The 26008-nt window shown below is 71.1% G+C and carries 26 protein-coding genes and 2 pseudogenes; 14 read left to right on the forward strand and 14 right to left on the reverse strand.

Annotated features, from left to right (window positions below; all coding sequences use genetic code 11):
* Positions 1 to 183 precede the first annotated feature (183 nt).
* Together ACH4F2_RS12720 and ACH4F2_RS12725 are read right to left on the reverse strand one after the other, a co-directional pair.
* On the reverse strand, positions 184 to 912 hold the full coding sequence (locus ACH4F2_RS12720; protein WP_398132722.1) for a S1 family peptidase: 729 nt from the start codon (positions 910 to 912) through the stop codon (positions 184 to 186).
* 553 nt (positions 913 to 1465) lie between these two features.
* Entirely contained in the window at positions 1466 to 2218 is a 753-nt protein-coding gene (locus ACH4F2_RS12725; RefSeq protein ID WP_398132723.1) for a sulfite exporter TauE/SafE family protein, read from the reverse strand.
* A 337-nt stretch (positions 2219 to 2555) separates the two neighbouring features.
* Here ACH4F2_RS12725 and ACH4F2_RS12730 point away from each other — a divergent pair, with 337 nt between their 5' ends.
* The 6 genes from ACH4F2_RS12730 (at position 2556) to ACH4F2_RS12755 (ending at position 7768) form a co-directional block, all read left to right on the forward strand.
* Complete coding sequence (locus tag ACH4F2_RS12730; protein WP_398132724.1) at positions 2556 to 3728, forward strand: ATP-binding protein; 1173 nt, start codon at positions 2556 to 2558, stop codon at positions 3726 to 3728.
* Positions 3725 to 4126: a roadblock/LC7 domain-containing protein gene (locus ACH4F2_RS12735; RefSeq protein ID WP_398132725.1), complete on the forward strand. Its 402-nt coding sequence runs from the start codon at positions 3725 to 3727 to the stop codon at positions 4124 to 4126. The genes ACH4F2_RS12730 and ACH4F2_RS12735 overlap by 4 nt, the downstream gene beginning before the upstream one ends.
* The gene (locus tag ACH4F2_RS12740) at positions 4123 to 4500 is read left to right on the forward strand and encodes a DUF742 domain-containing protein (RefSeq protein ID WP_398132726.1); all 378 of its coding nucleotides are present in this window, start codon (positions 4123 to 4125) and stop codon (positions 4498 to 4500) included. The genes ACH4F2_RS12735 and ACH4F2_RS12740 overlap by 4 nt, the downstream gene beginning before the upstream one ends.
* Positions 4475 to 5068 (forward strand): ATP/GTP-binding protein, encoded by a 594-nt coding sequence (locus ACH4F2_RS12745; RefSeq protein ID WP_055420198.1) that lies wholly within the window; start codon positions 4475 to 4477, stop codon positions 5066 to 5068. Before ACH4F2_RS12740 ends, ACH4F2_RS12745 begins: the two co-directional genes overlap by 26 nt.
* A 15-nt stretch (positions 5069 to 5083) precedes the next feature.
* Positions 5084 to 6433, forward strand: coding sequence for a cytochrome P450 (locus ACH4F2_RS12750; protein ID WP_398132727.1), 1350 nt, complete (start codon positions 5084 to 5086; stop codon positions 6431 to 6433).
* Positions 6434 to 6640: 207 nt separating this feature from the next.
* Positions 6641 to 7768 carry a tryptophan dimethylallyltransferase family protein gene (locus ACH4F2_RS12755; protein WP_398132728.1) on the forward strand — a complete coding sequence of 376 codons (1128 nt, stop codon included), beginning with the start codon at positions 6641 to 6643 and terminating at the stop codon, positions 7766 to 7768.
* A 100-nt stretch (positions 7769 to 7868) separates the two neighbouring features.
* On the opposite strand, the gene ACH4F2_RS12760 is transcribed toward ACH4F2_RS12755, so the two are convergent.
* From ACH4F2_RS12760 to paaI, 3 genes are all read right to left on the reverse strand, one after another.
* Complete coding sequence (locus tag ACH4F2_RS12760) at positions 7869 to 9167, reverse strand: flavin-containing monooxygenase (protein WP_398132729.1); 1299 nt, start codon at positions 9165 to 9167, stop codon at positions 7869 to 7871.
* A gap of 133 nt (positions 9168 to 9300) precedes the next feature.
* Complete coding sequence (paaK, locus tag ACH4F2_RS12765) at positions 9301 to 10647, reverse strand: phenylacetate--CoA ligase PaaK (protein ID WP_398132730.1); 1347 nt, start codon at positions 10645 to 10647, stop codon at positions 9301 to 9303.
* Positions 10644 to 11057, reverse strand: a complete 414-nt coding sequence (paaI, locus tag ACH4F2_RS12770) for a hydroxyphenylacetyl-CoA thioesterase PaaI (protein WP_398132860.1) — start codon at positions 11055 to 11057, stop codon at positions 10644 to 10646. Before paaI ends, paaK begins: the two co-directional genes overlap by 4 nt.
* A 226-nt stretch (positions 11058 to 11283) precedes the next feature.
* Between paaI and paaA the strand changes: the two genes are divergently transcribed.
* The 5 genes from paaA to paaE are packed head-to-tail and all read left to right on the forward strand — an operon-like array spanning position 11284 to position 15018.
* Complete coding sequence (gene paaA, locus ACH4F2_RS12775) at positions 11284 to 12261, forward strand: 1,2-phenylacetyl-CoA epoxidase subunit PaaA (protein WP_398132731.1); 978 nt, start codon at positions 11284 to 11286, stop codon at positions 12259 to 12261.
* Positions 12258 to 12551, forward strand: coding sequence for a 1,2-phenylacetyl-CoA epoxidase subunit PaaB (gene paaB / locus ACH4F2_RS12780; RefSeq protein WP_375916687.1), 294 nt, complete (start codon positions 12258 to 12260; stop codon positions 12549 to 12551). The genes paaA and paaB overlap by 4 nt, the downstream gene beginning before the upstream one ends.
* A 9-nt stretch (positions 12552 to 12560) precedes the next feature.
* On the forward strand, positions 12561 to 13388 hold the full coding sequence (gene paaC / locus ACH4F2_RS12785; RefSeq protein ID WP_398132732.1) for a 1,2-phenylacetyl-CoA epoxidase subunit PaaC: 828 nt from the start codon (positions 12561 to 12563) through the stop codon (positions 13386 to 13388).
* A complete protein-coding gene (gene paaD, locus ACH4F2_RS12790; RefSeq protein WP_398132733.1) occupies positions 13382 to 13897 on the forward strand; it encodes a 1,2-phenylacetyl-CoA epoxidase subunit PaaD in 516 nt (171 codons plus the stop codon). Before paaC ends, paaD begins: the two co-directional genes overlap by 7 nt.
* Complete coding sequence (gene paaE / locus ACH4F2_RS12795) at positions 13897 to 15018, forward strand: 1,2-phenylacetyl-CoA epoxidase subunit PaaE (protein ID WP_398132734.1); 1122 nt, start codon at positions 13897 to 13899, stop codon at positions 15016 to 15018. The genes paaD and paaE overlap by 1 nt, the downstream gene beginning before the upstream one ends.
* Before the next feature lie 27 nt (positions 15019 to 15045).
* Here the strand turns inward: paaE and ACH4F2_RS12800 are convergent, their stop codons facing one another.
* From ACH4F2_RS12800 to ACH4F2_RS12815, 4 genes are all read right to left on the reverse strand, one after another.
* The gene (locus tag ACH4F2_RS12800; RefSeq protein ID WP_398132735.1) at positions 15046 to 16284 is read right to left on the reverse strand and encodes an alginate lyase family protein; all 1239 of its coding nucleotides are present in this window, start codon (positions 16282 to 16284) and stop codon (positions 15046 to 15048) included.
* Between the two features lie 365 nt (positions 16285 to 16649).
* Entirely contained in the window at positions 16650 to 17555 is a 906-nt protein-coding gene (locus tag ACH4F2_RS12805; RefSeq protein WP_398132736.1) for an aminoglycoside phosphotransferase family protein, read from the reverse strand.
* 67 nt (positions 17556 to 17622) lie between these two features.
* Positions 17623 to 18216: a tellurite resistance TerB family protein gene (locus ACH4F2_RS12810; protein WP_398132737.1), complete on the reverse strand. Its 594-nt coding sequence runs from the start codon at positions 18214 to 18216 to the stop codon at positions 17623 to 17625.
* A 252-nt stretch (positions 18217 to 18468) separates the two neighbouring features.
* Entirely contained in the window at positions 18469 to 18849 is a 381-nt protein-coding gene (locus ACH4F2_RS12815; protein WP_398132738.1) for a winged helix-turn-helix transcriptional regulator, read from the reverse strand.
* A gap of 104 nt (positions 18850 to 18953) precedes the next feature.
* Between ACH4F2_RS12815 and ACH4F2_RS12820 the strand changes: the two genes are divergently transcribed.
* Positions 18954 to 19361, forward strand: coding sequence for a RidA family protein (locus ACH4F2_RS12820; RefSeq protein ID WP_398132739.1), 408 nt, complete (start codon positions 18954 to 18956; stop codon positions 19359 to 19361).
* A 217-nt stretch (positions 19362 to 19578) separates the two neighbouring features.
* On the forward strand, positions 19579 to 19779 hold the full coding sequence (locus ACH4F2_RS12825; protein WP_398132740.1) for a hypothetical protein: 201 nt from the start codon (positions 19579 to 19581) through the stop codon (positions 19777 to 19779).
* 30 nt (positions 19780 to 19809) lie between these two features.
* On the opposite strand, the gene ACH4F2_RS12830 is transcribed toward ACH4F2_RS12825, so the two are convergent.
* Positions 19810 to 20865: a LacI family DNA-binding transcriptional regulator gene (locus tag ACH4F2_RS12830; protein ID WP_398132741.1), complete on the reverse strand. Its 1056-nt coding sequence runs from the start codon at positions 20863 to 20865 to the stop codon at positions 19810 to 19812.
* A 128-nt stretch (positions 20866 to 20993) separates the two neighbouring features.
* Between ACH4F2_RS12830 and ACH4F2_RS12835 the strand changes: the two are divergent.
* A pseudogene (locus ACH4F2_RS12835) lies at positions 20994 to 21702 on the forward strand (beta-galactosidase); the annotation flags it as partial.
* A 60-nt stretch (positions 21703 to 21762) separates the two neighbouring features.
* On the opposite strand, the gene ACH4F2_RS12840 reads toward ACH4F2_RS12835, so the two are convergent.
* The 4 genes and pseudogenes from ACH4F2_RS12840 to ACH4F2_RS12855 form a co-directional block, all read right to left on the reverse strand.
* Positions 21763 to 22701: a TauD/TfdA dioxygenase family protein gene (locus ACH4F2_RS12840; protein ID WP_398132742.1), complete on the reverse strand. Its 939-nt coding sequence runs from the start codon at positions 22699 to 22701 to the stop codon at positions 21763 to 21765.
* A gap of 287 nt (positions 22702 to 22988) precedes the next feature.
* A complete protein-coding gene (locus ACH4F2_RS12845; RefSeq protein WP_398132743.1) occupies positions 22989 to 23831 on the reverse strand; it encodes a class II glutamine amidotransferase in 843 nt (280 codons plus the stop codon).
* Between the two features lie 46 nt (positions 23832 to 23877).
* A pseudogene (locus ACH4F2_RS12850) lies at positions 23878 to 25355 on the reverse strand (glutamate-cysteine ligase family protein).
* Positions 25356 to 25504: 149 nt separating this feature from the next.
* Positions 25505 to 26002 (reverse strand): peptidylprolyl isomerase, encoded by a 498-nt coding sequence (locus tag ACH4F2_RS12855; RefSeq protein ID WP_398132744.1) that lies wholly within the window; start codon positions 26000 to 26002, stop codon positions 25505 to 25507.
* Positions 26003 to 26008: the final 6 nt, after the last annotated feature.

Genomic DNA, 26008 nt, shown 5'->3' on the forward strand with positions numbered 1-26008 from the left:
GGTAGATGCATTCACCACGCGCTTGCCGGGCCGTCCGGTTCCTGGACGCCGGGTACCAGGGCGCATCGGGGGGCCGGCCGGTACCGGCGACGAGCGCCGGGTCCCGCGGCCTGCCTGCCTCCGCCGGGAGGGAGGCAGGCCGCGGTCGGCCGGACCGCGGTTCGCTCCTTGGGGCGGGACGGGTCAGACGCCCGCGACGGACTGGATCCACGAGCGGTAGGCGGTCACGTTCGTGTACGCCGTGGTGGTCTGCCGGTCGCTGGTCGAGGCGACGCCCACCTGGATGCCGCCGGCCATCATCGGGCCGCCCGAGTCGCCGCCCGCGGTGATGCCGTCGACGGGACGGGCGCAGATCGCCGAACCGTAGTAGGCGTCGCGGCAGCCCTGCGTCACGCTCACGTTCGCGACCTTCAGGTACGGGGACTGGCAGTTGATCTCCGAGCCGCACCGGGAGGTGGCGCCCCAGCCGTAGACCTGTACGGTCTGGCCGACCCGTACCGTGCCCGGCTGGCCGAGCTGTGCGTAGGAGGCGGAGACGGAGCGGTCGAGCCGGACCAGCGCGAGGTCCGACGAGCCGTGGGTGACGGTCTGGACGCCGTTCGCCACGGTGCCGCCGGACCGCTGGTCGAGGCTGCCGATGCGGAAGGAGAGACCCCCGCCGCTCACGCAGTGTTTGGCGGTGAGGATCCAGGTGGGGGAGATGATGGTCGCGCTGCAGGTCTGGGCGCCGTTGGAGAACAGCCGGGCGGCCCAGGGGGCGTTCTGCGCGTAGCCGCCGCCGATGATCGGCTGGGGGCCGCCGTCGCCGGGCCGCGGTTCCGCCGCCGAGACGCTCGGCGCGAGCGTGAACGCGGACAGCAGCGCTGCCAGGAGAGCGGCCGTCAAGGTGGGGACGAGTCTGGATATGCGCAAGGCTCCTCGATTCCGACGACACGCGTAGGGGCGCGTGTGGGTGTGTGGGGGCGCCGCTCAGCATGTCGGGAGCGGATCAGGGGCCGCCAATCCCGACTTCTCATAACGCGCCGTTATGCCGACGGGCCCGGGGCCGGCCGCCGGGCCCCGCCGGCCGGCCCGGCGCACGGGCTCAGCCGGCGGACGGGGCCGGGGGACCCTCTCTGGTGCGTACGGTCATCAGCAGGTTCCGGGGCCGTACGGTGGCCGCGGCGACGGGCCGTACCGTCTGGCCGGGGGCGAGTTCCAGCGGTACCCGCCGGATGATCGTGGCGACCGCGGTGACGAGTTCGGCAGCGAGCCCGCTGCCCTGGGTATGGGGGAGGCGCCACGAGCGTCACGAGGGTGCGCCCCTTCGAGTCGGTCTTGGGCGCTCCCATGGCTTCCCTGATCGCTCCCCTGGGCAATCCGCGCGACGGCGTGGTGTGTCCCCGTGCCCTGCCCGCGCGGTCACGGTGTGAAGGAACAAGAGATGGGGAAGGTTCCGCTCTTGCCCGCCCCGTAGTCGGCCGGGTCAGCGGAGCAGCAGCTGCACGAGGGCGACGGTGCCGACCGTCACGACCAGGATCCGCAGGACCAGAGGGCTGAAACGCCGGCCCACCTTGGCCCCGGCGTAACCGCCGAGGGCCGAGCCGGCGGCGATGAGTGCGACGGCCGTCCAGTCGAAGTCCGCGGCGAAGAGGAAGAAGAGCGCGGCGACGGTGTTGACGAGGGCGGAGAGCACGTTCTTGACGGCGTTGAGGCGCTGCAGGGACTCGTCGAGGAGCATGCCCATCAGGGACAGGTAGATGATCCCCTGCGCGGCCGCGAAGTAGCCCCCGTAGACGCTGGCGAGCGTCAGGCCGGTGAACAGCAGCGGGCCGCCGTCACGGCGGGGGGAGGCGCCGGTGCGCTCGCGGCGGCGCTGGACCAGCCTGCTGAGCTGGGGCTGGAGCGCCACCAGCACCAGGGCCAGACCCACCAGAGCCGGCACGATCGTCTCGAACGCGTCGGCGGGCAGGGACAGCAGGAGAGTGGCGCCGGCGAGACCGCCCAGCAACGCCCCGGCGCTCAGTTCGAGGATGCGCCGGCGCTGGCCGCTCAGCTCCTTCCGGTAGCCGACGGCCCCACTGATGGAACCGGGGATGAGGCCGAGCGCGTTGGAGACCGTGGCGGTGACGGGCGACAGTCCCGTGGCCAGCAGGACCGGAAAGGTGATCAGCGTTCCGGAGCCGACGACGCTGTTGATGGCGCCGGCCCCGAAGCCCGCCGCGAACACCGCGGTCATGGCCTCCGGCGTCACGCCGTGCCGTCCCGCGCCGCCCCCGGGCCGGGGCGGAAGGTGTCTTGTGCATCTTTCACGGGGCCGACTGTACCCACCGCCCGGGTACGGCCACCTGTCGGTCCCCAACCGCTGCCGTATGAGCATTTCTTGACGTCAATTCAGCTGATCATGCGGTGATACGATCACCGCGTTTGCGGAGCGGGCGGATGGGTGAAAGACGGCATCCCCGACTTCAGGGACAGCCCGGGCACAGCACCCACCTCGGTGCGGGCGGTCCACCGGGCCGCCCGCGTAGACGGGAACTCAGCAAGCCGGCCTTCAGTCGCCTGAAGAGAGTCTTATGACGGAATACACAGGGAACCCATTGCTCTGGGCCGCCCTCGTCGCCCTCGTCGCCGCCGCCGCGCTCATCAGCCGCCAGCGCAGGGCGGCGCGAGCTTTGCGGCAGGAGGTCCAAGGGCTCAGGGCCCATTACACAGAGCTGGAGAACGATTACGGCAAGTCCGTGCAGGCGGCGCAGGAGCGGGCCGAGGACGAGACGAAGACCGTCCTGAAATCGGCCATGCGGACCCTTCAGGGTCTCGCCGCCGAACAGCAGTTGGTCCTCTCCCGGCTGCAGACGAAGTACGGCGACTCGGCGCTCCTCCAGGACCTGCTGGAGATCGACCACACCAACTCGCAGTTCGGCCGGCGTGCCCAGTCCATCGCGGTCCTGTGCGACGGCTGGCTGGGCGGCCGGCGCGACACCGCCTCGGTGTACGACGTGGTGCGCAGCGCGCAGGGGCGCGTCCGGCACTTCCGCCGGGTGGAGATCCTCTCGCAGGTCGACTTCGGCATCACCAGCCGGGCCGTCGAACCCGTCGCCCTGGCCCTCGCCGAACTGCTCGACAACGCCACCAGCTACTCCAGCCCGGACACCGTCGTCGAGATCAACATCCGGACCGTGCCCAAGGGCATCTGCGTCGTCGTCGACGACGCCGGTGTCGGCATGAGCGACGAGGAGCGAGCCCGCGCCGACAAGCTGCTCGCCACCGAGCGCGCCTCGGGAGTGGCGGGACTCGGCAATCCGCCGCAGTTCGGCTTCGCCGTCATCGGCCTGCTGTGCGAGCGCTTCGGCTTCGAGGTGTCGGTGGACTCCTCTTCCCCCTACGGAGGTGTACGCGCGGTGGTCCTGTTGCCGCACGAACTGCTCACCGCCATGCCGGAGAAGAAGGCGCCCGCCCCGGCCGCCCGCGCCACGGCCCGGCCCGGCCAGGACGGCGGACCGGACACCGCGCTCACCCCGGCCCAGACCGACGACGGTCTGCCCCGGCGGCGCCGCAAGCGCCCGATGGCCATCGTGCCCGGCAGCGCGGCCACCCCGCGCTCCGCAGGCCGCTCCGACTCCGAGCAGGCTCAGATCATGGCCGCCTTCCAACGGGGCACGCAGACCGGCCGCGTCACCCGGCCCCAGGAGACGGACCGGACGAGCAGAACACCCGGTGCAAGAAGCGAAGGACATGAGGACTCGTGAACGACGATCTGTCATGGATGCTCGACAGCGCTCTGGAGATTCCCGGGGCCCTGCACGCCGTCCTGATATCCGCCGACGGACTGCTGATGGCCCGGACGCAGGACTTCGACAGGGACGACGCCGACCGGGTCGCCGCCGCGATGAGCGGCGTGCAGTCGCTGAGCCGCACCCTCGCCTTCTTCTGTGAGGACCCGGACCAGGCGTGGCGGCAGACCCTGGTCGAGTTCGACGGCGGCTGGGTCTTCCTGATCTCCGCCGGCGAGGGCGCCTACCTCGGCGTCTCCGCCTCCCCCGAGGTCGACATGGCGGACATCACCTTCCGGATGCAGCAGCTCGTCGCCCAGCTCGGCAAGCGGCTGACGACACCGCCGCGCGAGAACCTCGGCACCCGCTCATGACCGGCCACGACGGCTGGGAGCCCGAGTCCGCGGAATTAGTACGCCCGTACGTCATCACCAAGGGCCGCGGCCTGCCCGACGACGAACACCTCTCCCTCATCACCCTGGTCACCGCCTCCGCCGAGGACACACGGCGGCCGGCCCGGCTGTCCCCCGAGGAACAGAGCCTGCTGGACCTCTGCTCCGCCGGCTACCTCTCGGTCGCCGAGATCGCGGGACACACCCACTTCCCGCTGGGCGTGGTGCGGATCCTGCTGGCTTCCCTCATGGAAGGCGGCCACCTCATGACCCGCCCGCCCGTGGCCCGCGCCCGCCTGGCCGACAAGGAAATCCTGGAGGAGGTGCTCAATGGCCTCCGCGCCAAGTTTGGGTGAGCAGGACTACGTACGCGGCGGAGCGACCCAGACCGCGGTGAAGATCCTCGTCGTCGGCCACTTCGCGGTGGGCAAGACCACCCTCATCGGCTCCATCTCCGAGATCGAGCCGCTGTCCACCGAGGAGACGATGACGCAGGCCGCCGAGTCGGTCGACGACCTCAAGGGGGTCCAGGGCAAGACCACCACCACGGTCGCCATGGACTTCGGCCGTCTCACCATCAGCGACCGCGTCGTGCTCTACCTGTTCGGCACACCCGGGCAGCAGCGCTTCGTCCAGATGTGGGAGGACATGGCCCGCGGCGCGCTCGGCGCCCTGGTACTGGTCGACCCCGAGCGGCTGGCCGACTCCTTCCCCGTGATCGACCTCATCGAGCACTACGGACTCGACTACGCCATCGCCGTCAACCACTTCGACGGCGCGCCGCTGCGCGACGAGCGGGCGCTGCGCGAGGCACTGGACCTGCTCGACGACACCCCCGTCGTCACCTGCGACGCCCGCGACGAGAAGTCCTCGGCCGCCGCACTGACCACCCTCGTCCGCTACTTGCTGGACCGCACCCGCTAGGAGCTGGGAGCAGACATGAACGCCCACGACACCGCCCCGGTGCCGCCGCCCGGGTGCCCGGCACACGGCTCCGGCGCCCGCGTGCCGCTGCACGGGCCGGAGTTCGCCGCCCACCCGCAGGCGTACTACGAGTACCTGCGCCACTACGGGGCCGCCGCGCCCGTCGAACTGGCCCCCGGCGTCGAGGCGACGCTGGTCACGGACTACGCGGCGGCGCTCCAGCTGCTGCAGGACTCCGGTTCCTTCCGCAAGGACGCGCGCCGCTGGCGGGCCTTCAACGAGGGCAAGGTAGGCCCGGACAGCCCCGTCGCGCCGCTGCTGGCCTACCGGCCCAACTGCATGTTCGCCGACGGCGCCGACCACCTGCGCCTGCGGCAGGCGGTCACCGACAGCATGGCGCGGGTGGACTCCCGCCGGCTGAGCCGGAGCACCGAGCAGATCTCCGGTTACCTCATCTCCCAGTTCGGCGGCCGCGGCTCGGCCGACCTGCTCGGCGACTACGCCAGGCAGCTGCCGCTGTTCGTGTTCAACGAACTCTTCGGCTGCCCCGCCGACATCGGGGACCGGGTGCTGTTCGGCATCTCCGGCATGTTCGACGGCGTCAACGCCGACAAGGCCACCGCGGTGCTGTTCCAGGCGGTGGAGGAGCTGGTGGCGCTCAAGCGGAGCAAGCCGGGCGACGACGTCACCTCCTGGCTGATGCGGCACGAGGCGCGGCTGACCGACGAGGAGATGGTCCACCAGCTCGCGCTGCTGCTGGGCGCGGGCGCCGAACCGCTGCGCAACCTCATCGGCAACACGCTGCACCGGCTGCTCACCCACGAGCGCTACGCCCGCGAGGGCGGCCTGATCGACGAGGCCCTCGACGACACGCTGTGGGAGAACCCTCCCATGTCGAACTACGCGCCGCACTACCCCGCCGCCGACACGGAACTCGCCGGACAGCACCTGCAGGCGGGCGACCTGGTCCTGGTCAGCTTCGCCGCGGCCAACACAGGCCCGGCCCTCGAGGCCTCGCGTCAGGCCGGCAGCAACCGCGCGCACCTGGCCTGGAGCGCGGGCCCGCACGCCTGCCCGTCCAAGGAACCGGCCCGGCACATCACCGTCACCGCCATCGAGCACCTGTTCAACGAGCTGCCCGACGTGCAACTCGCCGTCCCCGAGGACAGCCTGACGTGGCGTCCGGGCCCCTTCAACCGGGCTCTGGCCACGCTCCCGGCCCGCTTCACCCCGGTGCGGTCCGGACGGCGTACCGGCCAGGAGCCGGGCACCGGGACAGTCGCGGAGGAGAAGGCGGCGAGCCCGGCCCACCCGGCCGAACGCAGCGGAATGTGGAGCCAGTTCCTCAACTGGCTCACCAGGTGACATGCGCAACACCTGCCCAACCTGCCCCTTCCGCATGAAGATCCAACGGCACGGGTAGTGAGCAACGCGGCATTCAAGTTGCTCACGAGTAAAAGGAGGTGTCGTGGACCACATATCCACGGACGCCGCTTTCCCACCGCCGATCCCCCCGATACCCGCCTCCCCAGGCGGGTATCACTTTGTGCGGATCCGGCGGGGTCCGGGCCGGTGACCCCCGAAACGACGGGCACGGTCCTGCGGGGCGCACCGACGCTCGGCGCCCTCACCAGCGGTCAGCTGCGAAGACTCGGCGCGGTCGCCGGCCTGTCCGCGGCCGACGTGGAGACCTACGCCCGGGTCCTGACCGACTCTCTGGGGCCGGTGGCCGAGCGACCGCTGAACCTGCCACCGCCCACCCGCACCTTCCTGTCCGACGACCACACCCCCGTGGAGTTCTCCCTCTCCTTCCGGCCGGACGCGGCTCCCGCCCTGCGGCTGCTGCTGGAACCGGGCTGCGGCGCAGACAGCCTGGTCCGCAACGGCCGCGTCGGACTCGAGGCGATCCGGGCGATGGCGCGGCGCTGGCACTTCACCACCGGCCCGCTCGACGCACTCCAGGACCTCTTCCTGCCGCCCGCCCCGCACGGCCCCCTGGCCCTGTGGTGCGCCCTGGAACTGAGGCCCGGCGGTGTGCCCAAGGTCAAGGTCTATCTGAACCCGGCCGCGAACGGGGCGGAACGTTCCGCCGCGACGGTGCGCGAGGCCCTGCACCGGCTGGGCCACCACAGGGCCTTCGCCTCCCTGCCCCGGGGCAGCGGATACCCGTTCCTCGCCCTGGACCTGGGCGACTGGGAGGAACCCCGGGTGAAGGTCTACGTGCGCCACGACAACCTCACGGCCGGCCAGGCCGGGCGGTTGTCCCGCATGGACCCGGGCCCCTCGCCCGCGGGGATCGAAGGCTTCTTCCGCGCGGCCGCGGACCTCGGGCCCGACATCAGCGGGCTCAGCAGGCGGCCCGGTCTGTCCTGCCACTCCTTCACCGACACCACCACCGCCCGGCCGAGCGGCTTCACCCTCCACATCCCGGTCCGCGACTACGCCCGGCACGACGGGGAGGCCCTGGCGAGGGCGGCGAGCGTGCTGCGCCACCACGGCATGGACGCCTCGGCGCTCGTGCGTTCCCTGGCCGCCGTCACCGACCGGCGGCCCGAGGACGGCGTGGGGCTGATCGCCTACCTGGCGCTGGCCCACCAGCAAGGCCGCCCGCCGCGGGTGACGGCCTACCTCTCCTCGGAGGCGTACGCGGTCCGGCCACCGGTCGTGGAGGCCGTCCGCCATCCGGTGGCGGTGCGCTGAGCGGACCGTCCCGACACCACAGGGCTCCCGGCGGCACGCACCGGGGGCCCTGGTCGCGGACGGGGTGGCCGGGCGCCGCCGACGGCGCCCGGCGGGGCGGCTACACGGGCAGCGACTCCCGGAACTCCGCCAGGTACGGGCCCACGTCGACCTGGATCGAGGCGCCCTGCGTCCGGCCGTAGCGCTGGACGATGGCAGCGAGGTACGTGCCGACCTCCTCGCGCATCTCGTCCGCCGCGGGCAGTTCGGCCTCGCCGCCGATGATCTGCGCCACCCACTGCGCCTGGGCCTCCACCAACCGGGTGATCGCGCCCACCGGCCGGACCAGTCCGACGAAGTACAGGCCCGGCCGGTCGGCCGGGACGACCCGTCTGTACAGCTCGACCGAGCCGTCCGCCGCCACCGGACAGCCGGCGGGCAGGAACGGGAAGGTCATGTGGAAGCCGGTGCAGTACACGACGGCGTCCGCAGCCACCCGGGTGCCGTCGGTGAAGACGACCCGGTCGCCGTCGAAGGCGGCGATCGCGGGCTTCGGGGTCACCGCGCCGTGCCGGATACGGCTGAGGATCTCGTCCGAGAGGGTCGTGGCGGAGGAGAAGAGCGGATGGTCGGGCTCGGGCAGGCCGTAGTCCGCCAGCCTGCCGCGTGCGACGAGCAGGGCATCCTCGGCCCACTTGCGCCGCTCGGCGAAGGACATCTCGTTCCACCACGGCGCTTCGGCGATCTCGTCGAGTGACTGCCCGTACAACTGCTTGGGCACGATGTGCAGTCCCCGGCGCACCGAGAGCACGGTCTCGGCGGCATGCCGGGAGAGGTCCGCGGCGATGTCCACCGCGGAGGCGCCTAGGCCCACCACGACGACGCGCCGGCCGGCGAAGTCGCCGCCGTCGCGGTAGTCGAGGGAGTGCAGAACCGTCCCGGTGAACGAATCGGAACCCGCCGGAAGAGGGTCGGGCAGTGCGGGGTCCGTGTGATGCCCCGAGGCGACGATCACCTGCTCGAATCGTCGCGCCGCCGTCGCGCCGTCCCCGTTCCGGCTGACGACCGTCCACATGCCGTCCGTGTCCTGGTCCACGGACACCACCTCGGTCCGCAGCTCGACGTGGTCGCGTATGCCCGCCCAGTCGGCGAAGGACCGCAGGTAGGCGGCGACCTGGCTGTGCCGGGGGTAGAGCGGATACGAGGACGGCATCGGGAAGCCGGCGTAACCGGTCAGCTGCTTGGCGGTGTTGAGGTGCAGCGACAGGTACCCGGGGCCCCGCTCGCCGGCCTCCGGCTGACGCCAGATCCCGCCCACGTCGGGAGCCCTCTCCAGGCAGACGAACCCGATGCCGCGCTCCTTGAGGGCGTGGGCCACCGCCAGCCCGGACAGACCTGCACCGATCACACACACACGCACGGGATTTACCCCCAGGACGTACTCAATCTCCCCCGATCATGCATTCACTGCCCAACCGCACCTCTCCGCACACCAGAGCGACAGGTGAACAGGCGTGTCGGTGATCACGTTTGGTTCCTGCGCCGGCCCACGATCACGCCTTGCGCAGGTCCCTCACCCGGCGGAGCTTGCCGAGCGAGCGCTCCAGGGACTCCGGGTCGGTGATCTCCACCTCCACGGTGACGCCCACGCCGTCCTTGACGCCCTGGGCGATCGCCGTGGCCGCGGCCTCGCGCTGCTCGGGACCCGCGTCGGGGCGGGCCTCGACCCGCACGGTCATGTGGTCCATGCGGCCGCGCTCGGTGAGCTGGATCTGGAAGTGCGGGGCGACGCCGGGCGTGCGCAGCACGATCTCCTCGATCTGGGTGGGGAAGACGTTCACCCCGCGCAGGATGATCATGTCGTCGCAGCGGCCGGTGACCTTCTGCATCCGGCGGAAGGCGGGCCGTGCGGTGCCTGGCAGCAGCCGGGACAGGTCGCGCGTGCGGTACCGGATCACCGGGAGCGCCTCCTTGGTGAGCGAGGTGAAGACCACCTCACCCTCCTCGCCCTCGGCCAGTACGGCGTCCGTGAGCGGGTCGACCACCTCCGGGTAGAAGTGGTCCTCCCACACGTGCAGCCCGTCCTTGGTCTCGGCACACTCCTGTGCCACGCCGGGGCCGATCACCTCGGACAGCCCGTATATGTCGACGGCGTGGATGTCCATCCGCTCCTCGATCTCGCGGCGCATCTCCTCGGTCCACGGCTCGGCACCGAAGATGCCGACCTCGAGGGAGGTGCTGCGCGGATCGACGCCCTGCCGCTCGAACTCGTCGAGCAGGGTGAGCATGTAGGAGGGGGTGACCATGATGATCTCGGGCCGGAAGTCCTGGATGATCTGCACCTGCCGCGCCGTCATGCCGCCGGAGGCGGGAATCACCGTGCACCCGGCGCGCTCGGCACCGTAGTGCGCGCCGAGGCCCCCGGTGAACAGGCCGTAGCCGTAGGAGATGTGCACCTTGTGGCCGGGACGGCCGCCCGCGGCCCGGATCGAACGGGCGACGACGTCCGCCCACATGGACAGGTCGTTGTCCGTGTAACCGACGACGGTGGCGCGGCCGGTGGTGCCGCTGGAGGCGTGCACGCGCCGCACGTCGGCCATGGGGACGGCGAACATGCCGAAGGGGTAGGTGTCCCGCAGGTCGGCCTTGGTGGTGAAAGGGAACCGGGCCAGGTCCGCGAGGCTGCGGCAGTCGTCGGGCGTCACGCCGGCGGCGTCGAACTTCTTCCGGTACAGCTCCACGTTCTCGTAGGCGTGCCGCAGCGTCGTGCGCAGCCGGTCGAGCTGCAGCTCCTGGAGCCGCTCCCGGGGCAGCCGCTCGGCGTCGTCCAGCAGGTCGTGGGGGAGGGGCTCACCCCGGCGGGGTGCCGGGGCCGCCCCGGTCGTCGGCTCGCTGATCATCGCGACTCCTTCGTCGTCGTGCCCGGCGTCTCGCGCGCCGTAGTGTCCCGCATGCTGCGGCTGCGTCCGCGGAACTCCGCGATCACCTCTCCGGCGCGCCGCACGGTCACGTCGTAGACGCCGCTGCGGCCGAACCGGGCGCGCTCCTCGGCGCGTGCCACGAGCACGTCGCCCTCGCGGGCCGGCGCGACGAACACGATGTCGGCGCCCGCAGCCACGGTCACGGGCCCGTGGCTGTTGCACGCGCAGGCGAAGGCGGTGTCGGCGAGCAGGAACAGGTAGCCGCCGTGGGCGGTCCCGTGTCCGTTCACCATCGACGGGGTCACGGTCATACGGAGTACGGCGCTTCCCGCGCCGTGCCCGACCAGCTCGATGCCCAGCCGCCGGGACGCCTCGTCCGCGCAGAACATCACCTCCGTGGGCGTCGGCTCAGCGGCCTGCGACACCTGCTCCACCACGTGGTCCCACCACCCTGTCTCCCGACCGACCATTCGGTCATCGCGCGGCTGGGCCCAGTAATCCAGCCGTGCGGTCGACCTGTCAAGGGTGTGGCCGATGGGGCTTCGGGTCTTGCCCGGCGCCGGGAAACGCGTCACACTGATACCGAACGAATGGTCGGTTGGGAAGCTGGTGACGATGACCACGACACACGCCGCCGAGGCGCCGCCCCCGGACGGGCTGCAGGAGCACTTCGACGCGACGATCGCGCACGACCAGCGCATCGAACCGCGCGACTGGATGCCGGACGGCTACCGCAGGACGCTGGTCCGGCAGATCGCCCAGCACGCGCACTCGGAGATCATCGGCATGCAGCCGGAGGGTGAGTGGATCACCCGGGCGCCGTCGCTGCGCCGCAAGGCGATCCTGTTCGCCAAGGTCCAGGACGAGGCAGGCCACGGGCTCTACCTGTACTCGGCGGCCGAGACCCTCGGCGCGGACCGCGCCGATCTCACCGAGCGGCTGATCGACGGGCGACAGAAGTACTCGTCGATCTTCAACTACCCGACGCTGAGCTTCGCCGACGTCGGCGTGATCGGCTGGTTCGTGGACGGCGCCGCGATCTGCAACCAGGTGCCGCTGTGCCGCAGCTCGTACGGGCCGTACGCGCGCGCGATGGTGCGCATCTGCAAGGAGGAGTCCTTCCACCAGCGGCAGGGCTACGAGCTGCTGATGACGATGATGCGCGGCACCGACGCGCAGCGGGAGATGGTCCAGGACGCGGTGAATCGCTGGTGGTGGCCGTCCCTGATGATGTTCGGCCCGCCAGACGACTCCTCGCCCAACTCGGCGCGCTCGATGGCCTGGAAGATCAAGCGGCACAGCAACGACGAACTGCGGCAGCGCTTCGTCGACATGACCGTCCCGCAGGCCGAGAAGCTCGGCGTCACGCTTCCCGACCCCGGACTGCGCTGGAACGAGGAGCGCGGGCACCACGACTTCGGCACCCCCGACTGGGACGAGCTGACGCGCGTCATCAAGGGCGACGGCCCGTGCAACGAGCAGCGGATCCGGAGGCGGCGGACCGCCCACGAGGAGGGCGCCTGGGTGCGCGAGGCGGCCACCGCCCACGCGGCCAAGCAGGCGGCCCGTACGGAGAAGGGAGCGGCGGCATGACCTCCGACAAGCAGGGCTGGCCGCTGTACGAGGTGTTCGTGCGCGGCAAGCGCGGCCTCAACCACGTCCACGTCGGCTCGCTGCACGCCGCCGACGACACGATGGCCCTCACCCACGCCCGCGACCTCTACACCCGGCGCAACGAGGGCGTGAGCATCTGGGTCGTGCGCTCCGAGCACATCGCCGCCTCCACCCGCGACGAGAAGGACCCCTTCTTCGCCCCCAGCGCCGACAAGGTCTACCGCCACCCGACCTTCTACGACATCCCCGACGACGTCCCTCACATCTAGGAGCAGGGCATGAGTGACGACCACGTCTACCTGACCCTGGCCGAGGGACACGAGGACGACACCCGCTGGGCCTACGGCACCGGCTTCGAGGACCCGCTGCACGGCGTCGACACCACCGTGCCCGAGGGCGTCGACACCGGTGAACTGGCCGCGGCCTGCGTGGCCCTCGCCGACGACGCCCTGGTCTCGGCGCAGCGGCTCGCCGAGTGGGTCACGCGTGCGCCGGAGCTGGAGGAGGAGGTGGCGCTGGCCAACATCGGCCTCGACCTCCTCGGCCAGGCCCGCCTGCTCTACTCGCGCGCCGGCCAGGTCGACGGCACCGGCCGCGACGAGGACGCCTACGCCTACTTCCGGGACGCCGGCGACTTCCGCAACGTGACCCTGGCGGAACTGCCCGGCGGCGACTTCGCGTTCGCCGTCGTGCGGCTCCTGGTCCTCTCCAGCTGGCGCCTGGCCCACTTCCAGCGGCTGGTGGCCCATCCCGACCCCGTCCTCGCGGCGGTCGCCGCGAAGGGCGTCAAGGAGCTGACGTACCACCGGCAGTACGCCGCCGAGTGGGCCGTGCGTTTGGGCGACGGCACGGACGAGTCGCACCGAAGGATGCGCGCGGCGCTGGACCGGGTCGCCCCGTACCTCGGCGAACTGCACACGGCGTACGACGTACGGGACGAGGTCGCCGACGACCTGCGCCAGGTCACCGAGGCGGCAGGGCTGCCCCTGCCGGTGGACCGTCCGCTGCCCGGCTCCGGCCGCGCGGGCGAGCACACCGAGCATCTGGCGCCGCTCCTCGCCGAGTTGCAGGGCGTCGCCCGCACCCACCCGGAGGCGACATGGTGACCGCCGGCCTCGCACCTCTGGACGCCCGCCGCGCCCGGCACGTCGCCGAGCAGGTACCCGACCCCGAGCTGCCCATGCTGACGCTCGCCGACCTCGGCGTGCTGCGCGGCGTCGAGATGACCGGCGACGGCACGGTGGTCGCGAGCCTCACTCCCACCTACTCGGGGTGCCCGGCCATGGCCGAGATGCGGGCGGACGTGGCCACGCGACTGCGGGACGCCGGGTACGCGCACGTGGAGATCCGCACGGTCCTGAACCCGCCCTGGACCACCGACTGGATCACCGAGGCCGGCCGCCGCAAGCTCGCCGAGCACGGCATCGCCCCGCCCGGCGCCGCACCCCGCGGCCCGGTCTCCCTGGTCCTGTCGCCCACCCGGCCCGCGGTGCCCTGCCCCCGGTGCGGCTCGGCGGACACCGAGGAGACCTCCCGCTTCGCCGCCACGTCCTGCAAGGCGCTGTGGCGCTGCCGGGCCTGCCGCGAGCCGTTCGAGTACGTCAAGGAGATCTGATGGCCCCGACCGCCCCCGTCTCGGCGACCGCGTCCGCCTCGGCGCCGCCGGCGCGCACCCGCCGCCCCGCCTTCCACCGGCTGCGCGTCGCCGCGGTCCAGCGGCTGTGCGCGGACGCGGCGGCCGTGACCTTCGAGGTCCCGGACGAGCTGGCCGAGGAGTTCGCCTTCGCGCCCGGCCAGTCGCTCACCCTGCGGCGCGAGGTCGACGGCCGGGACGAGCGCCGCTCGTACTCGATCTGCGCGCCGGCCGGCTCGGTGCCGCGCATCGGGGTCCGAGTGGTGCCGGGCGGCCTGTTCTCGTCGTGGCTGGTGAGCGAGGTGCGTGCGGGCGACACCGTCGAGGTGATGGCCCCCACCGGCTTCTTCACGCCCGACCTTGCCGCCCACGGCCACCACGTGCTGATAGCGGCCGGCTCGGGCATCACACCCATGGTGTCCATCGCCGAGTCGGTGCTGGCCGCCGACGACCGCTCGACCGTCACCCTCTTCTACGGCAACCGCCGCACCGACACGGTGATGTTCGCCGACGAGCTGGCCGACCTCAAGGACCTCCACCCGGCCCGCTTCCACCTGGCCCACGTGCTGTCCCGTGAACCCCGCGAGGCCGAGGTGCTCTCCGGCCGCCTGGACGCCGAGCGGCTCTCGACGCTCATCGAGTCCCTGGTGGACGTGGAGGGTGCGGACCACTGGTGGCTGTGCGGACCGCAGGGCATGGTCGCCGACGCCCAGCGGGTCCTGGCCGGCCTCGGTGTCCCGGCTGACCGCGTCCACCGGGAGTTGTTCTACGCCGATGACGAGCCCGTGCGGCAGGTCCGTCACGAGGAGGCCGGCCCGCAGGGACCTGTCAGCGAGGTCACGGTCACCCTGGACGGCCGCTCCACGACCGCCTCCCTCTCCCGGGAGCGGTCCGTCCTCGACGGCGCCCAGCAGACCCGGCCCGACCTGCCCTTCGCCTGCAAGGGCGGCGTCTGCGGCACCTGCCGCGCCCTGGTCACCGACGGCAGCGTCGACATGCGCCGCAACTACGCGCTCGAGGCGGCAGAAGTCGATGCCGGCTACGTCCTGACCTGCCAGTCGTACCCGGTGTCCGAGAAGCTGACCGTGGACTACGACAGCTGAGCGGACGGCACCCTCTTGCCGCCGGCGTCAGGCGGGGTTGTCGCCGTGGGTGAGGGTCTCCCAGGCGACGAAGAGGTTGTTCGAACCTGAGGGACGGGTGCGTGCGGTCAGGGCATCGGTATGGGGCATGGCGAAACCGAGGCGGTTGTGCAGGGCGTTGTGGCCGACCTCGGTGACCGGTCCCAGCCCGAGGTCCACCTCGCCCCCGCACAGCCAGTCCGGGACGGCCGCGCCCTGTTCGTACTTGGCCTGGAAGCCGAGTGCGTGGCGCAGCCGCTCGCCCACGTCGGTGCCGTACAGGTCCCGTCCCTGGATGCGGCTGGTCTCGGCGACGTGGGAGATGGACGAGATGCCGTAGCCGGTGTGGGTGAAGTCCCGGCAGGTCTCCTGGGTGAGGCCGGTGACGAACGTGGACTGGCCCTGCCAGTACGTGACGACCTTCTCCCGGGTGTCGAGGTTCTGGCCCGGCACGGTCTTCGGCAGATCCCCGTCGGAGGCCAGGTAGACGTAGGCGGCCGTGCGGGGGCGGAACCTGGCCATGGCCTTGTAGTAGGAGGCACTGTCGTCCACGAAGACGGAGATGCCGACGGCGGCCTCCATCATCGTGAGTTCCCAGTTTCCGTTGGAGTGGGAGCCGTTGATGACCTCGGGCAGGTAGACGTCCCGGAGCATGGTGGCGAAGCGGCTCGATCCGGCCCACGGCCCGGTGTACGTGTACTTGATGATCTCCGCCGCCTTGGGCCAGGAGGAACCGGCCCATCCGGTCTGCAGGGGCGCGTTGCTGCCGGTGTGGTCCCGGACCACGGCCGACCACGCGTCCATCAGCTGGATGGCCTTGCGCGCGTACCGCTCGTCGCGGGTGACGTACCAGGCCAAGGCATTGGTGTAGGCCGCGATCGCGTCCTGGCGCTCGTCGGTGCAGCCGTGGTCGGGGTTCGAGTACGAACCGCACTCCACGACCGCGCGGGGCTTCGGGGTGCGGTTCTGGTCCGCGTACTTGCTCGCCGTCATCTGCTCGAAGGCGCCCTTCCAGGGCTGGGCCCCGGCGTCGACCATGGCCCGGGCGAAGTCGAGCTGGCTCCTGGAGACGGTGACTCCGGGATGCGTGAACGAGGCGATAGCGGCACCGGCAGGGGGAGCGATCGCTCCCGGGGCCGCCGGAGGGGCGCCGGCGAGAGCGGTGGTGAGAGCGGTGGTGAGAGCGGCGGTGAGGGTCGCGAGGAGGACAGCGCGAAATCTGCGGTGACGTGCGGAAGCAGAGGACATGTGGGGGGTCCGTCCGTTCGTGTACGCGTACGTGAACGTTGAGTGTCTTTCTGAACCTTCGGCTGCGCGGGTGACGTTAGGTAGAGACCAATGGGCCGTCAAGAAGCCACGCACGGAGTCCGCGAACGCGCGGTGGGCAACGTCGGACGAACGCCAGGAACGCGCTGACCGAAGGGTGGCGCCCGGTTTTCAGGGGGTTCCTGACACACCTGACGCGCCACCCGCGGCCTCTCCCTGAGCGTCGTACCGCCGAGGCCGTCCGGCAGTACTGGCCGCCGCCCTCGCCGCCGTGTTCCTCGGTGCGCTCGGCGACCTGCCCGCCGCCCACGTGCGGACGGTGCGGGGACCGCGCCGTAAGCGGTCGCTCAGTCGTCGTCCGCCAGCACCGCCCGGATCACGTGCCGGGCGTTGCCGGCCATCGCGGCGTTGGTCTCCCGGTAGTGCGGCAACGCGATCAGTGCCTGGGAAAGCGTCCGGCCCCGGCCGCGCCTCCAGGTCGCGTCGTCGACGCCGAGCGCCTCACGGAAGACCTTCCTCGCCCCGGCCGGCAGCAGGTTCCATGCAGGGAAGAGATCGCAGGCCGGATCACCCATTCCCATGCATCCGAAGTCGATCACCGAGGAGAGTCTGCCGCCGTCCACCAGCAGATTGCCCGGCATCAGGTCGGCGTGCAGCCAGACCGGCGGGCCCTCCCACTCCGGGGCCCGCAGCGCGTCCTCCCAGACGGTGGTCAGGGCATCGCAGTCGACGCCTTCCTCGGGGAGGCCGCGCAGTTCCCCGATCGCGGCTCGCGTCGACTCGTCGAGCGTGGAGAGCGGGCCGCCGCGATAGGCCCGCGGTGCTCCCGGCAGGGTGACGCGCCGCATCGCCGCGACGAACGAGGCCAAGTCGTCGGCCAGCAGCTCGGGTTCGCCCAGCGCCCCGGCCTCGGGGATCTCCCCGGGCAACCACCGGTACACCGCCCACGGCCACGGATACCCCTCGGCCGGCACGCCGTCCCCGAGCACCTCGGGGACGGCGATGGGCAGCAGGGGCGCCAGGCGGGGCAACCACTCCCGCTCCGCCAGCACGTCCCCGGCACCGTCCTCGACCAACGGCAGTCGTACGACCATGTCGTCGCCCAGACGGTACATCGCGTTGACCGTGCCACCGGACGGGAAGCGCCGGACGGGCAGTCCCGTCCACTGCGGGAACCGCCCGTCGACCAGGCGCCGCACGAGACGGACGTCGAGGGGGAACGGGCCCGGACGCGTCTGCTGCCCTGAACTCATGGGCCTCATCCGACCCTTCGGCGCCGATGGTCGTCAAATGCTTTCTCGTTCGCGGGACCAGGCAGGGTCAGACGCCGAACTCCGACGGCGGTACGCCGAGCGCGGTGCAGGCCTCGCGGATCGCGTACTGCTCGGACGGCTCGAAGACGCCGTCGGCCCCGGCGATGACCATGCCGGTCTGGATGACCGCCCGGGCCTCGGCGGGCTTCTTGGCGGCCTTGGCGATCACCTGCAGGGCCTCGCTCTTGCCCAGCTCGAAGTTGCCGACGAGCCGGTCCACATGCTGGTTGAATCGCTGACGGAGCTGGTCCGCCGGGAAGTTCTGCAATACCTCGTTGGAGACGATCAGCTCCTCCACGCGCTGCCGCTCCGCCGGCTCCACCTGTCCGTCGGCCGCGGCGACCAGCGCGCACATGGCCATGCTGGCGTCCCGGTAGGCGCCGCTCTTGAGCTCGGTCTTGACCGATGCGAGCTGGGTCTTGAACATCCCGATCAGCTGGGCCTTGGAGCCGCCGGAGGACGATCCCGGCCGACCGGAACCCAGGGGGCCCTGATGACCCTGCGCTCCCTGATGTCCCTGCCCGGGTCCGCTCGCTCCCCGAGTGCCCTGGGACTGCTGGAAGGTCTTGGCCTGGTCCTTGATCTTGTCCCACATCGCCACTCGTGCCACCTCGGCTTCTGTTGCTGCTGTGTATCCGTCTTGGTCCTCGGCTGCGATTTCTCGCGGCTATCAGGATGAACGTACCCGGGGGCCACGCGGTTCCCGAAAGGCAAAGGCCGGGCAAAGTGTCTCACGGTGGCGCAGTGGACCGCGCGACCAGTTGACGGCCGGTCGGCTGGTTCGCCGAGGCCGGCATCGTGCCGACCGGCTTCCGCGGCCCGGCGCCGGCGACGCTGACCCGCGCGCCGCCCGTCAGCGGCCGAAGCTGCGACGGGAGGCCTCGATGTGGCCCAGGTGCTGGTGGGTCCAGTCGCACATGTAGTGCGTGGTCTTCAGCAGTCCCTGACCCGGTTCCGTGAGGGTGTACTCGACCCGCGGCGGCACGGTGGGGTGCACGCATCGCTCCACCAGTCCGTTGCGCTCCAGCATGCGCAGGTTCTGCGTGAGCATCTTGTGGCTGATGCCCTCGATCTCGTTGCGCAACTCGCTGAATCGCAGGGTGCGCTCACCCAGCGCCTCGATGATCAGAAGCGCCCATTTGTTGGCGATGTCGGAAAAGATCTCCCGCGCCAGGGAGTCCGCGCGCGTCAGGTCCGCGTCGTCGGGCGAGCCGGTGAACTGCTTGGTCACCATCAGGTTCCCCAGTCACTGAAAAGTGCGTTCTTCCATGTCAGCGGTCACTCTCCTACGGTTCCCGAGTAACCACAAGAGAGTGAACGGGCAAGGAGACAGAAGACATGGCCATCACCTTGGTGAACCCTGCCGGACTGCCGGAAGTCGACGTCTACCGGCAGGTGTCGATCGCCTCCGGATCGAAGCTGGTCTTCATCGCGGGGCAGGTCGCCTGGGACGCCGACGGGAGCACGGTCGGCGAAGGCGATCTCGCGGCACAGGCCGAGCGGTGCTACCTGAACGTCGGCATCGCTCTGGCCGAGGCCGGCGCCACCTTCGACGACGTGGCGAAGGTGACCGTCCACGTCGTCGACTGGACCCCCGACAAGATGCCCCGGCTGCTGGAGGGGATTGCCCGGGCGACGGCGAAACTCAAGGTCACCGCGGCGCCGCCGGCCACCCTGATCGGCGTCGCGGCGCTGGACGTGCCCGAGCACCTGGTCGAGGTCGAGGCCACCGCGGTCATCGACTGAACAGCCGTCCCGCGGCCCGACCGCCCACTCGTCCTGTCGGCGCAGCCCTGGGCCGGCAGGGGGAGTGGGGGGCCAAAAGGGGGCGGTCGCCCGCCCGGCCGGGCTCGCCCGGGCGCCTCTGACGTGGCTTGTTGCCTGTCCGCGCTCGGGACAGGCGGTCGCTGGACGCCGCCGGCCGGTGGCGTCGACCACGCAGGCGATCGTACGGAGGCCAGTGATGGTGGAGAGGAAGGCAACGGGCGGCGGGCCGCTCGATCGGCCGGCGATGCCCCAGGAGGAGGCGGAGCTCTCTCCGCCCTACCGTTTCCAGCGCCGGCAGCGCCCCGGCCTGGAAGAGACGATGGAAGTGCGCCCGCGCTACCTCGCCGCCGAGTACCGGGGCTCCGGAAAGCACCACGCCGAGGTCTACCTGACCTGACCTGACCCGATCACCCGGCCGACCGCCCCGTCATCGCCGCTCGTGGCCCTCCGTGCTCTCCCTCAGGACGAGCCGGTGGTCCACGATGCGGTCCTGGGGCGAGAGCACGCCGGATTCCGGCCCCTCACTCACGCCGTTCGCTCCCGTCGCTTCCTCGATGCGGCGCTGCAGCAGGTGTACCGCGACCTTGGCCACCGCGGCCTTGTCGGGAGCCACCGTGCTCAGCGTGGGCACGGAGAACCGCCCGCCCTCCACGTCGTCGAAGCCGATGACGGCGACGTCCTCGGGCACCCTGACCCCGTGCTCGTGCAGGGCGCGCAACGCGCCCAGCGCCAGTTGGTCGTTGAGGCAGAGCAGCGCGTCGGGCCGGGCGCCGCCGCGCAGTGCCACTGCCACGGCCTCGGCGCCGTCGGGCATCCTGAAGGAGTCGACCGGCAGCAAGGCGGCCGGATCGTAGGCGATGCCCGCCTCCGACAGGGCGGCCCGGTAGCCGCGCGTGCGGGCCTCGGCCGTCCCCAGACCCGAGTCGTCGCGCCCGCCGACGGCGAGGACGGCGCGGCGTCCGAGACCGATGAGGTGGGCGGTCGCCTCGCGTGCGGCACGCTCGTTGTCGATGGCGACGTGGTCGGCGCCCTCCTCCAGCAGTTCACCGAGCAGCACGGTGGGCGGGGCGCCCGCGCGGTCGCGCAGGTCGTCGGCGGTCAGTGCGAGCGGACTCAGGATGATCCCGTCCACGAAGGCGGAGCCGAAACCGGCCAGCGCCGCCAGCTCATGGGCGCGGTCCGCCCCGGACTGATGGATCAGGACGGTCAGGGAGCGCTGCTCGGCCTCGCGGATGACGTGCCGGGCCAGCTCGGCGAAGTACGGGATGTCCAGTTCGGGAACGACGAGGGCGATGATGCCGGTGCGGCCCCTGCGCAGATGACGGCCGGCCAGATTCACCCGGTACCCGAGTTGTTCGATGGCCTCGCGGACCACCTTCCTGGTCCGGTCGGACACATGGGCGTAGTCGTTGATGACATTGGACACCGTCTTCTCCGAAACGCCCGCATGACGTGCGACGTCCTTGATCCTGGGCCGTGCCACCGAGACCCCCTGCCTCTCACGCGGCTGCCGAGTCTATGTCGGAGCACCCCGGGCCTGGCCGGCTCCGCCTTCCACCTCGGACTGCCGCTGTCCGGCAACCGGCCCGGCCACCGGGTACGCGCCGTCCTCTCCACCAGAAGGTCTTCGAGGAGCGCTTCCCGTACCACGCGGACCGCCTCGGCTACCTGGTCCGGGGGGAGTTCGGCGAATGGGGCTGCGGGACGGGCGGCTCCTTCGGCGACAACCAGCAGCCCGACACCTCCTACGTCGGCCGATGGCCGGCAGCCCTCGAACGTGACTACTCGCACCCCTCGATCACCGGCTGGTGCCGGCTGAACGAGACCTACCAGAAGCTGCACGACCGCATCACCCAGCCCGACGCCGTGCCCGCGCGATGTTCCTGGCCATCAAGGCCATGGACACCCCCCGACCGGTCATCGACGCCTCCGGCCACGCCCACCGGGTCACCGGGACCGACATCTGCGACGCCCACAACCACGAGCAGGACCCGGCCGCCTTCCGGCATCTGATGTCCGGCCTCGCCAAGGACGCTCCTTCGCCGACGCCCACGAGAACGGCACTCCGTACTCCCGGCCGAACCGCGGCCGGCCCTGCTTCGTCAGCGAGTTCGGCGGCATCTGGTGGGACCCGGAGGCGGCCGCGGACCGGTCCGGCGAGGACCGGACCGTCTCCCGGGGCTACGGGAAACGGGTCCGCAACGAGGACGAGTTGCACGAGGAGCAGAACGGCATCTACCGGTTCGACCGCGGCGAGAAGCTCGACGTCTCAGGCGTCCACTCCGCGCAGCTGCGCCCGGCCGCGATCGAGGAACAGGACCCGGCCCCGCGAAAACCGGGGCCGGAGGCGAACGCCGCCTTCGGCCCCGTGGCGCGCGGCTCAGAAGGGGCGGTCGCCCTCGATGGCTACACGTTCGGCGACGCGGCGGTCGGATCCGTAGTCGCCCACGGCGTAGTGCTGCGTGGCGCGGTTGTCCCAGAAGGCGATGTCGCCGGGCTGCCAGCGGAAACGCACCTGGTACTCGGGAACGTGCGCCTGCTGGAACAGGAACCGCAGCAACCGGTCGCTCTCGTCCCGGTCCATGCCCGTGATGTGGGTGGTGAAGGAGGTGTTGACGAACAGCATGCGCCTCCCGGTCTCGGGGTGGACGCGCACGACGGGGTGCTCCACGGGCGGGAAGAGGTCCTGGTGCGGGATCAGCCGCTCGGGTCCGTAGAACCTGGCGAAGCCGGGGATGAAGTCGTGCACGGCGCGGGCACCGTCGACGCGGTCCTTCACCTCTTGGGGCAGGTTGTCGTAGGCGGCGGCCATGTCCGCCCACATCGTGTCCCCGCCGAACGGCGGCACCTCCCGCAACTGGAGGACCGCGCCGAGCGCGGGCCGCTCGCGGAAGGTGACGTCCGTGTGCCAGACGTTCTCGTACGTCGGGGCGGCCCCGGCCCGCTTGTCGAAGCGGACCACGTCGTCACTGGAACCGGTGGCGAGCAGGGGATTGGTCTCCAGCTCGCCCCAGTTGCCCGCGAAGTCGCGCTGCTGGTCGGAGGTGAGGTGCTGGGCGCGGAAGAAGAGCACCTTCCACTCGAGCAGGGCGCGGTTCAACTCCTCGCGCAGGGCGGCACCGAGCGGGCGCGACAGGTCGACGCCGCGGATCTCGGCACCGATCGTGCGTGCCTGCGGAACGACCTCGAACAGTTCGTAGGGCCGCTCCTGCCACCCCTCGGGCAGCCGGCGCAGCGTGCGCGATCCCTCGTACATACCGCCCTCCGGGATGCGTGCTTCGCGCAGGGCGACGGTCGGGCCGGTGGTCGTGACGGTCATGGGAGTCCTCCCCTTGTGTGGTGGGCTGGGTCGGGCCGGGCCATGGCGGGACGACGTCATCGCCGGATGGCCGGGGAAGAGTGAAGGAAGCAGAAAGAGTTCCGGGCCGTACGCCGGAAGAAGGGCCGGCCCGCTCGGAAGGCGCGCGTCGGGACCTCGGCTCGTGGACAGCCGTTATCGGCCGGAGCGCTCACACCCGGTTCGCTCGGGCACGCGGGGACACTCCGCCGTGATGCCGAACCGGTATGTGGTCATGGCACCGATTGTGTGATCTTCCCGGGCCCGTGTCAACAGGGCCGGACGGTCTGCGGGACGAAGGGAAGCATGGCGTCCCCGCCGGGCTGGACGACGCCGTAGCTGCTCTCGGGCACCTTGTTCCAGACGCCGGGCAGATCGCCCAGGGGCTCCGAGACGATGAGGCGGGTGTCGTCGGACACCTCCCGCAGGAAGGGCAGGTCGGGATGGAGTGCACGCAGGCTCTCCACGCGTGAGCTGTAGTAGAGGGAGCGTGAGGCGCCCTGACTGGAGTAGCGGAAGGCCCACAGTCGCCGTCCGTCGGTCACGGCGACCGTCATCTGCAGCGGGTACTCAATGCCGTGCGCGTGACCGACCTCCTCCACCAGCCCCGCCATCCGTGCCACGGCCGCTGGAGGATCGTCCTCCAGACCGAACGTGAGGGCCAGGTAGAACATCATCTCGGAGTCCGTCGAACCCTCGATGTCCAGGAAGAGCCGCGGATCGACGGCCAGGGCGAGCTCGCGCCGTACGCGGTGGAACTCGGCGATCGCGCCGTTGTGCATCCACATCCAGCGGCCGTGGCGAAACGGATGGCAGTTGGTCTGCTGCACCGCACTGCCCGTCGAGGCCCGGATGTGCGCGAAGAACAGGGGCGAGCGGACATGGCTCGCGATCTCCCGCAGGTTCTGGTTGCTCCACGCCGGCCCGATCTCCCGGACGATCGCGGGCGTCGTCATCTCGGGGCCGAACCAGCCGACGCCGAACCCGTCCCCGTTCGTCGTCTCGACGCCCATCCGGGCGTGCAGGCTCTGGTCGATCAGCGAGTGCTGCGGCCGGTAGAGGATGGTCTCCAGAAGCACGGGAGTTCCCGAGTAGGCGAGCCATCGGCACATCGTCTGCCGCCTCCCTGGTCCTGGCGCGTGCGCGGGGCGCCGGACCTCAGTCGACCGGCCAGGTGTGGACCGGGGCGTTGAGGTGCATGTAGTCCATGTACTGCTGGGTCATCCGGCGCAGGGCCTCGTGGCGGCCCGGACGCGCACCGGCCTCGATGTGGTGGAACATCTCCTTCTGCCAGACCGCGCCGTTGCGCCCGGTGACACATCGCTGCTCGATGATGCCGAGCAGCGGCTCCCGCCAGGCCGCGTCCATGCCGGAGAGCTCCAGTCCGCGGTGCGCCAGCGGCAGCAGCCGCCGCAGGACGAGTTCGGGCACGGTCACCTCGCCGACGCCTGGCCAGTACAGCCGTGCCTCGATGCCGTGCCGGGCCGCGGTGTGCAGGTTGTCCTCGGCGACCGAGAAGGACATCCGCGACCACACCGGCCGCTCCTCCTCCACCAGGGCGCGGGTGAGCCCGTAGTAGAAGGCGCCGTTGGCGAGCGTGTCGGCGACGGTCGGGCCGGCGGGCAGTACGCGGTTCTCCACCCGGACGTGCGGCTTGTCGTGGGCGACGGCGTAGACGGGCCGGTTCCAGCGGTAGATGGTGCCGTTGTGGAGGGTGAGCTCGCCCAGTTCCGGGATGTCGCCGCGGTCGAGTGTCTCCACGGGGTTCTGCTCGTCGCACAGCGGCAGCAGCGCCGGGAAATAGCGCAGGTTCTCCTCGAAGAGGTCGAAGACGCTGTTGATCCACCGTTCCCCGAACCAAACCCGGGGCCGCACGCCCTGGGCCTTGATCTCCTGCGGCCGGGTGTCGGTGGCCTGCTCGAAGAGCGGGATACGGCTCTCGTGCCAGAGTTCCTTGCCGAGAAGGAAGGGCGAGTTGGCGGCGAGGGCGACCTGGACACCGGCGATCGCCTGGGCCGCGTTCCAGTAGTCGGCGAACTCGTCGGGGGACACCTGGAGGTGGAACTGCGTGCTGGTGCAGGCGGCTTCCGGCGTGATCGTGTCCGCGTAGGTCCGCAGACGGTCCACGCCGTCCACCTCGATGTGCAGATCCTCGCCCCGGGCGGCGAACACCTGGTCGTTGAGCAGCCGGTAGCGGGGGTTCTCCGACAGTGCGGCCTCGCCCACGTCCGCCTGGCGCAGTGTGGGCAGGGTCCCGACCATGATCAGGTGTGCGCCGATCGTCCTGGCGCGGTCCTCCGCGTGGTTCAGGGCGGCGCGGATCTCGGTCTCCCAGGAGTCGGGGCCGCCCGCCGTCAGCCGGCGGGGCGGGATGTTGATCTCCAGGTTGAACCGGCCCAGCTCGGTTGACCAGGCGGGGTCCGCGATCGCTTCGAGCGGTCGCTGTTGCACATCGCCGGCTCGGCCTTGTCGTCGACCAGGTTCAGCTCGATCTCGAGCCCCACCTGGGGCCGCTCGGTCTCGAACCGTGACTCGCGCAGCATCTGCGCGAAGGCCTCGAGGCACTCCTGCATCTTGCTCCGGTACCGGCGGCGGTCCTCGCGGGTGAAGACCAGCGCCGGGACGTCCCGTCCCATCGGCCCTCCCGGGGTTGCCTTCCTCGGACGCTCTCCACCCCAGCGTCGCACCACCTGGCGCCCCTCACCAGGCGGGACGGGGCGGGGGCCCACCGCACGGTGTGCGGTGGGCCCCCGTCTGTTCAGTTCCTGGTGCGGCCGGTCAGCCCTCAGAGCTTGCCGGACTCCCGCACCGTGATCTTCGCGGAGGTGCGGCCCGACGGGGAGGAGCCGTAGCCCTCGATCTTGTCGACCACCTTCGTGCCCTCGACGACCTTGCCGAAGACGACGTGCTTGCCGTCCAGCCAGGGGGTGGGGACGGTGGTGACGAAGAACTGCGAGCCGTTGGTGTTCGGACCCGCGTTCGCCATGGACAGCAGGTAGGGCTCGGTGTGCTTCAGCTGGAAGTTCTCGTCCGCGAACTTCTCGCCGTAGATGCTCTTGCCGCCGGTGCCGTCGCCCCGGGTGAAGTCACCGCCCTGCAGCATGAACTGCGGGATCACGCGGTGGAACGAGGAACCCGCGTAACCGAAGCCGTGCTGGCCGGTGGCCAGCTCGAGGAAGTTCTTGGCGGTCTTGGGGGTGACGTCCTCGAAGAGCTCGAAGACGATGCGGCCCGCATCCTGGCCGTCGATGTCGATGTCGAAGTAAACCTTGGAATTGCTCATCGCACC

It is taken from the genome of Streptomyces sp. NPDC017890, from assembly GCF_044328675.1.
Taxonomy (GTDB): domain Bacteria; phylum Actinomycetota; class Actinomycetes; order Streptomycetales; family Streptomycetaceae; genus Streptomyces.